The following is a 6645-nucleotide window of genomic DNA, read 5'->3' as shown; positions in this document are numbered from 1 at the left end:
ACTCTGGCGTTCATGCCAACTGCACAAGAATTGCTCCCTCGCACGCGGCTTCACCCGCCTGCAAGGCCTCTTCTCAATTCGATGACGGGCTGCCGCCGGGCGGTGTCACGATGATGGTTTCCTTCGCCCCGCCAGAGAGGACAGCCTGCCGCTTCTGCTGGTATTCGCCCCGCGATACCTCCCCCGCCGCGAGTTGCCGATCCAGTTCCGCCAGTTCCAGCGCAAGAAAGCTGCTGTCGCCCGACAGAATGCGGTCCCCCATAGCGATGATGTAAAGGGCCCTGGACACGCCGAACAGCGTTTTTCCCGTTTCGTCGCAGCCTTCCACCCAGCCGCGCACTTCACCCCGTCCTGTCCGCGGAAATGCAATGGCAGCCTCGGCCGTTACAGTCTGGCCCACGCCCAAGGAAGAATGCGACCATGCGGATTCGCCGTCGATATGGGCGTCGCCGGACGCTTCGAACCGGACGTTCAGACGCGACACGGCCACTCCGGGCCGTATTTCCAGGCGTACCGCGCCGCGGCCGTCTTGCTGGATACTCCGGGTATCGGCAAGGCGGACGCTGAGTTCTACGGGCGGCAGGGGTTTACCGCTCTGCTCCAGCCCGGGCGATAAGCCAGGTTTGGGGCTGCCGCCCGGTTCGACAGGGGAAGGCGAGTTTGCCGGAGCATTCGGAGCGGCCTGCGTGCACGCGGCAGCGACCAAGGCGACCCAAAGTGCGGCGAGCGCAAGCACTATGTCCCACCGCACGTGACACACGCTCACGGCATCCTTGGCCGCGGACGGGTTTGCTCGCACGTTGTATCCACCCTTACCCACAACACCCTCGGCATACGGCTGCACTCACGCAAACCATCAACTTCCCTCACACACCAGTAACTCTATACGTCAAACAGTGCAAGTCTCCCACTTATTCCGCGGCGTCCCTCAGGGCCCAGCTGCTGTTGATTCTTCATTGATACGACTTCTTTGAATTGCTTTCAACAAATGCCTTCGAGAAGTTGGCGGCCTGGGCAGGACAATCACGGACGGCGGAGAAACTTCTGAAGACGCTTCCCGTTGATGTCCCCAAGGTAAAGGTTGCCCTGTGTATCGAGCGCGATACCATGAACCCAGTTCAGTTCCCCCGGCTGCTCGTGCTCGTCCTGGCCCTTCGGGAACGCGTGCAGTTCCAGGAGTCTCCCGTCGGCATTGAATTTCATCACCAGCTGGTCCTTGGGAGGACAGCCCAGCAGCGGCCCCGCCCAAACCGCGGGCGAAGAACCGCAGACCCATATTTCGTCCTTGTCTGTAATCCAGAGCCCCCACGGAACAAGCAGGTGCTTCCAGGAATCCAGGAGTTCGCCGCCGGTGCTGTAGACCTGAATGCGGGCATTGTTACGGTCTGCGATGTAGAGACGGTCTCTTGAGTCGATGACAATGGCGTGAGGGATGCTGAATTGGCCGTCTTCCGTGCCGAGGCTCCCCCACTCGCCGATATACGTGCCCTCCTTGTCAAAATGGACTATTCGGGCGTTGCCATAGCCGTCGGCAACGAATATGTCGCCGTTCGAGGCGAACGCCATGTCCGCGGGCCGGAAGAAATGCCGTTCGTCCGCGCCGGCTTCCCCATCGACGCCCAGCGTCAGAACGACATCTCCGTCGCGCCGGTGCTTTTCGACCACGTGCCGGGTCACATCCGCGGTCCAGACGAATCCTTCCCGGTCAATCTTGATGTGATGCGCGCCCGGCGCCTCTCCCCAGCCGAAAAGATAACGACCGTCGGGTGCATAGACCTGCATAGACGGCGCGTTCCGCGTGTACATCCAGATGTTGCCTTCCGCATCGAGCGCCACACCTGGAATGCCGGACCAAGAGACCTCCGCCGGCTTTTGCGGCCAGTCCGGAGCCAGTTCATACCATGGCCCCGGGTTGATATGCGGGTATTCGGGATTGGGTGGAGCGGATGCAGGCACCGGGGACGCCAACGCATGCAAGACAGACAAGACGAAAGCAGTGACAAAACAGGCTTGCGTTTTCATGGGGTTCATATTAGGACATCAGATGGTAACGCGGCAATTTTCCGGCGGGCACACACGGAAGCCCGCTCAACCCCGTCTGCCGCGCCATAGCCAAGCGGCCCGGGCCCTGCCGCCCGTACCCGGCCAGAAAGCTGGAAACGGTCCAGACATGATATCCTGCACTTTTCCACGCGGAGAGAAACCGGGGAGTTTTCTGACATGCAAAGGCATCTGTCTGCACCAGCGGCATTCCTCGTGGCGCTTCTTCTTCCTCTTGGCGCGCAGGCGGTGCAACTCCAGTGGGAGGAACTGCCCCCGTTGCCGAACGCAGACGGGGTCGCGGGGCCTTTCGCGGGTGTTCACGGGGATGCGCTTATCGTGGCGGGCGGCGCCAATTTTCCCAAACCCGTCTGGGAGTCCGACAAGGTGTGGCACGACGCAATCCATGTGCTCGTAAAAGCGACCCGGGACGGCAAGACGGTTTACCGCTGGGTTTCCGGCGGCCGGCTGCAAAGGCCGATTGCCTATGGCGCATCCGTTTCGAGCGGCCTGGGCGTTGTCTGCATGGGCGGGAATGACGCTGCGCGAACCTATGCGGACGTGTTCCTGTTGCGCTGGGATCAAGAGCGGGAATCGGTAGAACAGGTTCCCTTGCCGGACTTGCCACGACCCTGCACGCAGTCAAGCGCGGCGATTATCGGGGACACGGTCTATCTGGCCGGGGGAACCACGGAACTGGGCCTGGAGACGGCCCAAAGTAATTTCTGGTCGCTTGACCTCTCGCGTTTGGAAAGCGGCTATGCCATCTGGGAGCAACTGCCCTCGTGGCCGGGACCGTCCAGGGCCCTTGCGATTGCCGTGGCGCAGAGCGACGGCGTCAGCGACTGCTTCTACCTGTTCAGCGGGCGGCGCATGAATAAGAAAGGGGATACGGAATTCCTGACGGATGTCTACGAATTCGCGCCGGCCAGATACCACCCGGGCCGCGGCACGGACCCGTGGCGCCGCCGCGCGGACGTGCCGCGCTGCGTCATGGCGGGCACGGGTATCGCCTTGGGACAGAGCCACATCGTCGTGCTGGGCGGCGCTGACGAGAGGCTGTTCTTTGAAGTGGACACACTCAAGGACGCGCATCCGGGCTTTCCGAAAGAAGCGCTCGCATATCATACCATCACCGGCACCTGGACGAGCGCCGGCGCCATGCCCGCGAACCACGTGACCACCACCGCCGTGCTTTGGGGCGGCGACGTAGTCAACGATCCGATTATCATCCCAAGCGGCGAGATTCGGCCACGGATCCGCTCTCCGAAAATATGGGCGGTGCGGCCGGTTCAAAGCGGCGATCACTTCGGCATGACCGATTTTTCCGTGTTGGGATTCTATCTCGCGGCGATGATAGCCATGGGCGTTTTCTTCTCGTTCCGCAACAGGAACAGCGACGACTTCTTCCGCGGCGGCCAGCGCGTGCCGTGGTTCGTAGCCGGGTTGAGCATTTTCGCCACGATGCTGAGTTCCATCACGTTCATGGCCATTCCCGCCAAGGCCTACGCCACCGACTGGGTGTATTTCCTGGTGAACATGATGGCCGTCGTCATCGCTCCGCTTGTGATCCTGCTGTTCCTGCCCTTCTTCAGAAAGATCGACGCCACGAGCGCTTACGAATACCTGGAGAAACGTTTCAACCGCTTTGCCCGCCTGTTCGCCAGCGCGTCTTTTGTCCTGTTCCAGGTGGGGCGCATGGCCGTCGTGCTCTATTTGCCCGCGTTGGCCCTGGCGGCCATAACCCCGTTGTCGGAGCAAGAGAGCATTTTGCTCATGGGCGGCCTGAGCATCGTCTATTGCGCCATGGGCGGCCTGGAAGCCGTCGTATGGACCGACACCGTCCAGAGTTTCGTGCTGCTGGGCGGCGCGCTGCTCAGCCTGGTCTTGATCATCACGCGGGTGGACGGCGGGGTGCTTGGTTTTCTGCACACCGCCGCGGAACACGACAAGTTCCACTTCGCCACTCTCGACTTCTCACCGCACAGCATCGCAACAACCGCTGTCTGGGTCGTCGTGCTGGGCGGCATCGCACAGAGCCTTGTGCCCTATACCTCAGACATGGCGGTCGTGCAGCGGTACATGTCCGTGCCGGACATTCTGCGCGCAAAGAAGGCTATCTGGACCAATGCCATTGCCTGCATCCCGGCGTCGCTCCTGTTCTTCGGCATTGGAACGGCGCTGTTCGTCTTCTATGCGAACCATCCGGACCGGCTCGACCCCACCTTCAAGACCGACGCCATCTTCCCGCTGTTCATCGCACGGGAACTGCCCACGGGTATTGCCGGACTGGTCGTGGCCGGCATTTTTGCCGCGGCTCAGTCCACAATTTCGACCAGTATCAACAGTGTGGCGACGGCCATTGTCACGGATTTTGTGCGGCCATTGAATGTCATCCATTCGGAACTTGGCTATCTGCGTCTTGGGCGGCTGCTCACGATTATATTTGGAGCCGCGGGCGTGGTATTGGCCCTGATGTTCGCATCTTCGGGCATCTTGTCCCTCTGGGACCAATTCATGAAGATTCTCGGGTTGTTCGGCGGAGCGATGTGCGGCCTGTTCTGCCTGGGGATATTCACGACCCGCGCCAACGGTCCCGGCGCCATCATCGGCGCGGTGGCGGGCGCGGCGGGCTTGTTTCTGGTCCAACGCTATACGAACGTTCACCTGCTGCTCTACGCGTTCGTCGGCATATGCATTTGCTTCGTCGTGGGCTACCTGTCGAGTTTCGCATTCGCGCCCGCGAGTCGCCCCATCGCGGGGTTGACCATTCGTACACTGAGTGTTCCCATCCAATCCGCCTCGAACCCAGGAAATCAATGACCCATGAAGACACGACTAACCATTTGTGCCCTGGCCACCGTGACACTCGTGCTCGTCGCGCTTTTGGCCCTCATGCTGCGCGTCCGGCCCACCATTGCCGCGCCCGTCGGGCAACCCATCTATGTCAAAGGCGAGGGCGGTTACGACACGTACCGCATTCCGGCTCTGGCCGTCACGCGGGAGGGCACGGTGTTGGCCCTTTGCGAGGGCCGCAAGAACAGTGCGAGCGACACGGGTGATATTGATCTGCTCGTGAAGCGGTCTGAGGACAATGGCCGCACCTGGAGCGCACAGCGTGTCATCTGGGACGATGCGGGCAACACCTGCGGCAACCCGTGCGCGGTGGTGGACCGCGAGACGGGCGTCATCTGGCTGCTGATGACGTGGAACCGGGGCGATGATCGCGAGGCAGACATCATTGCCCTGAGCAGCAAGGATACGCGGCGGGTGTTTGTGACCTGCTCCCAAGATGACGGCAAGACCTGGAGCCAGCCAAGGGAAATCACCGCGGACGTCAAGAGAGCGGATTGGACGTGGTACGCCACCGGCCCGGGCAGCGGCATACAGCTCGAACACGGGCCGCACAAGGGCAGGCTGGTCATCCCCTGCGATCACATCGAGGCGGGCACGAAAGGCTACTACTCGCACATCATCTACTCGGATGACCACGGCGAGACCTGGCAATTGGGCGGTTCGACGCCCGAACATCAGGTGAATGAGTGCGAGGTGGTGGAATTGACGGAAGGGCGGCTCCTGCTCAACATGCGCAACTACGACCCGTCGAAAAAGAACCGGCAGGTGGCGGTGAGTGACGATGGCGGGCTGACCTGGAGGGACCAGCGATTCGATCCGGCGCTCATCGAGCCGATTTGCCAGGCCGCCATCGAACGGCTCTCGTGGCCGGAAGGGGATAGCAGCGGCGTCATCCTGTTCAGCAATCCCTCCAGCAACCGCGACCGTGTGAACCTGACCGTGCGGGCCAGTTTTGACGAAGGCCAGACGTGGAGCGTCGAAAAGGTTCTACACGTCGGCCCCAGCGCCTACTCCGACCTGGCTGTCCTGCCCAACGGCGAGATCGCCTGTCTCTACGAGGCCGGGCAGATGCACCCGTACGAATCCATTGTACTTGCGACATTCCCGCTGACGGCCCTGGACGGGCCGGCGTCCCTGCCGCTGCTCGACATTTCCGGGGATACGGGACGACAGGTGGTCATTGCGGCAGGCACGGAGGAGGTCTATCAGGGACATCCCACAACAGTCCTGATGCCCGATGGCAAGACCCTCTTCGCGGTCTGGAGCATCGAACACGGCGGGCACGCGGGGCCTATGGCGCGGAGCGACGACGGTGGCCTCACATGGCAGCGCATGGACGATGTGCTCCCGCCCGGATTCGCCACCCACATGAACTGTCCCAGCATCTACCGGATGGTGGACCCGGCAGGTGTGGAACGGCTGTTTGTTTTCAGCGCATGGACCGGCGGCCGGGACCAGCCCCCGCACATGCCGCGTATCGTCAGCGACGACGGCGGCCGCACGTGGCGCGAACTGGAACCCCTGGGCGAGGCATTCGAGTGCGTCATGACCTTCAGTTCCGTGTTGCGTCTGACGGACGGCCGTTACCTTGGCATGTACCACCGGCGCAGCGGGCCGGACAAAGCATCCCTGGAGGTCATGCAGTCCTTCAGCGCCGACGGCGGCCTCTCCTGGTCCCAACCGTCCGTGGCCGCCTCCGTACCGGGCAAGATGCCCTGCGAACCCTTTGTGTTTCGCGCCCCGGACGGC

The 6645-nt window shown here is 62.1% G+C and carries 4 protein-coding genes; 2 read left to right on the top strand and 2 right to left on the bottom strand.

Going from position 1 to position 6645, the window contains the following annotated elements:
- Window positions 1-73 precede the first annotated feature (73 nt).
- Together KA184_10315 and KA184_10310 are read right to left on the bottom strand one after the other, a co-directional pair.
- Window positions 74-820 (bottom strand): hypothetical protein, encoded by a 747-nt coding sequence (locus KA184_10315; protein MBP8129957.1) that lies wholly within the window; start codon window positions 818-820, stop codon window positions 74-76.
- 203 nt (window positions 821-1023) lie between these two features.
- Window positions 1024-2031 carry a hypothetical protein gene (locus tag KA184_10310; GenBank protein ID MBP8129956.1) on the bottom strand — a complete coding sequence of 336 codons (1008 nt, stop codon included), beginning with the start codon at window positions 2029-2031 and terminating at the stop codon, window positions 1024-1026.
- A gap of 189 nt (window positions 2032-2220) precedes the next feature.
- Between KA184_10310 and KA184_10305 the strand changes: the two genes are divergently transcribed.
- Complete coding sequence (locus KA184_10305) at window positions 2221-4863, top strand: sodium/solute symporter (GenBank protein MBP8129955.1); 2643 nt, start codon at window positions 2221-2223, stop codon at window positions 4861-4863.
- A 72-nt stretch (window positions 4864-4935) separates the two neighbouring features.
- Window positions 4936-6645, top strand: a 1710-nt coding sequence (locus KA184_10300) for an exo-alpha-sialidase (GenBank protein ID MBP8129954.1), incomplete at its 3' end; no start/stop codon positions are given.

The organism is Candidatus Hydrogenedentota bacterium (genome assembly GCA_018005585.1).
Classification (GTDB): Bacteria; Hydrogenedentota; Hydrogenedentia; order Hydrogenedentales; family JAGMZX01; genus JAGMZX01.
This window is presented reverse-complemented; position numbering and strand designations above follow the sequence as displayed.

Coding starts and splice junctions, on each gene's coding strand:
- KA184_10310 (MBP8129956.1), bottom strand. CDS start 2,031: ATGAACCCCATGAAAACGCAAGCCTGTTTTGTCACTGCTTTCGTCTTG.
- KA184_10305 (MBP8129955.1), top strand. CDS start 2,221: ATGCAAAGGCATCTGTCTGCACCAGCGGCATTCCTCGTGGCGCTTCTT.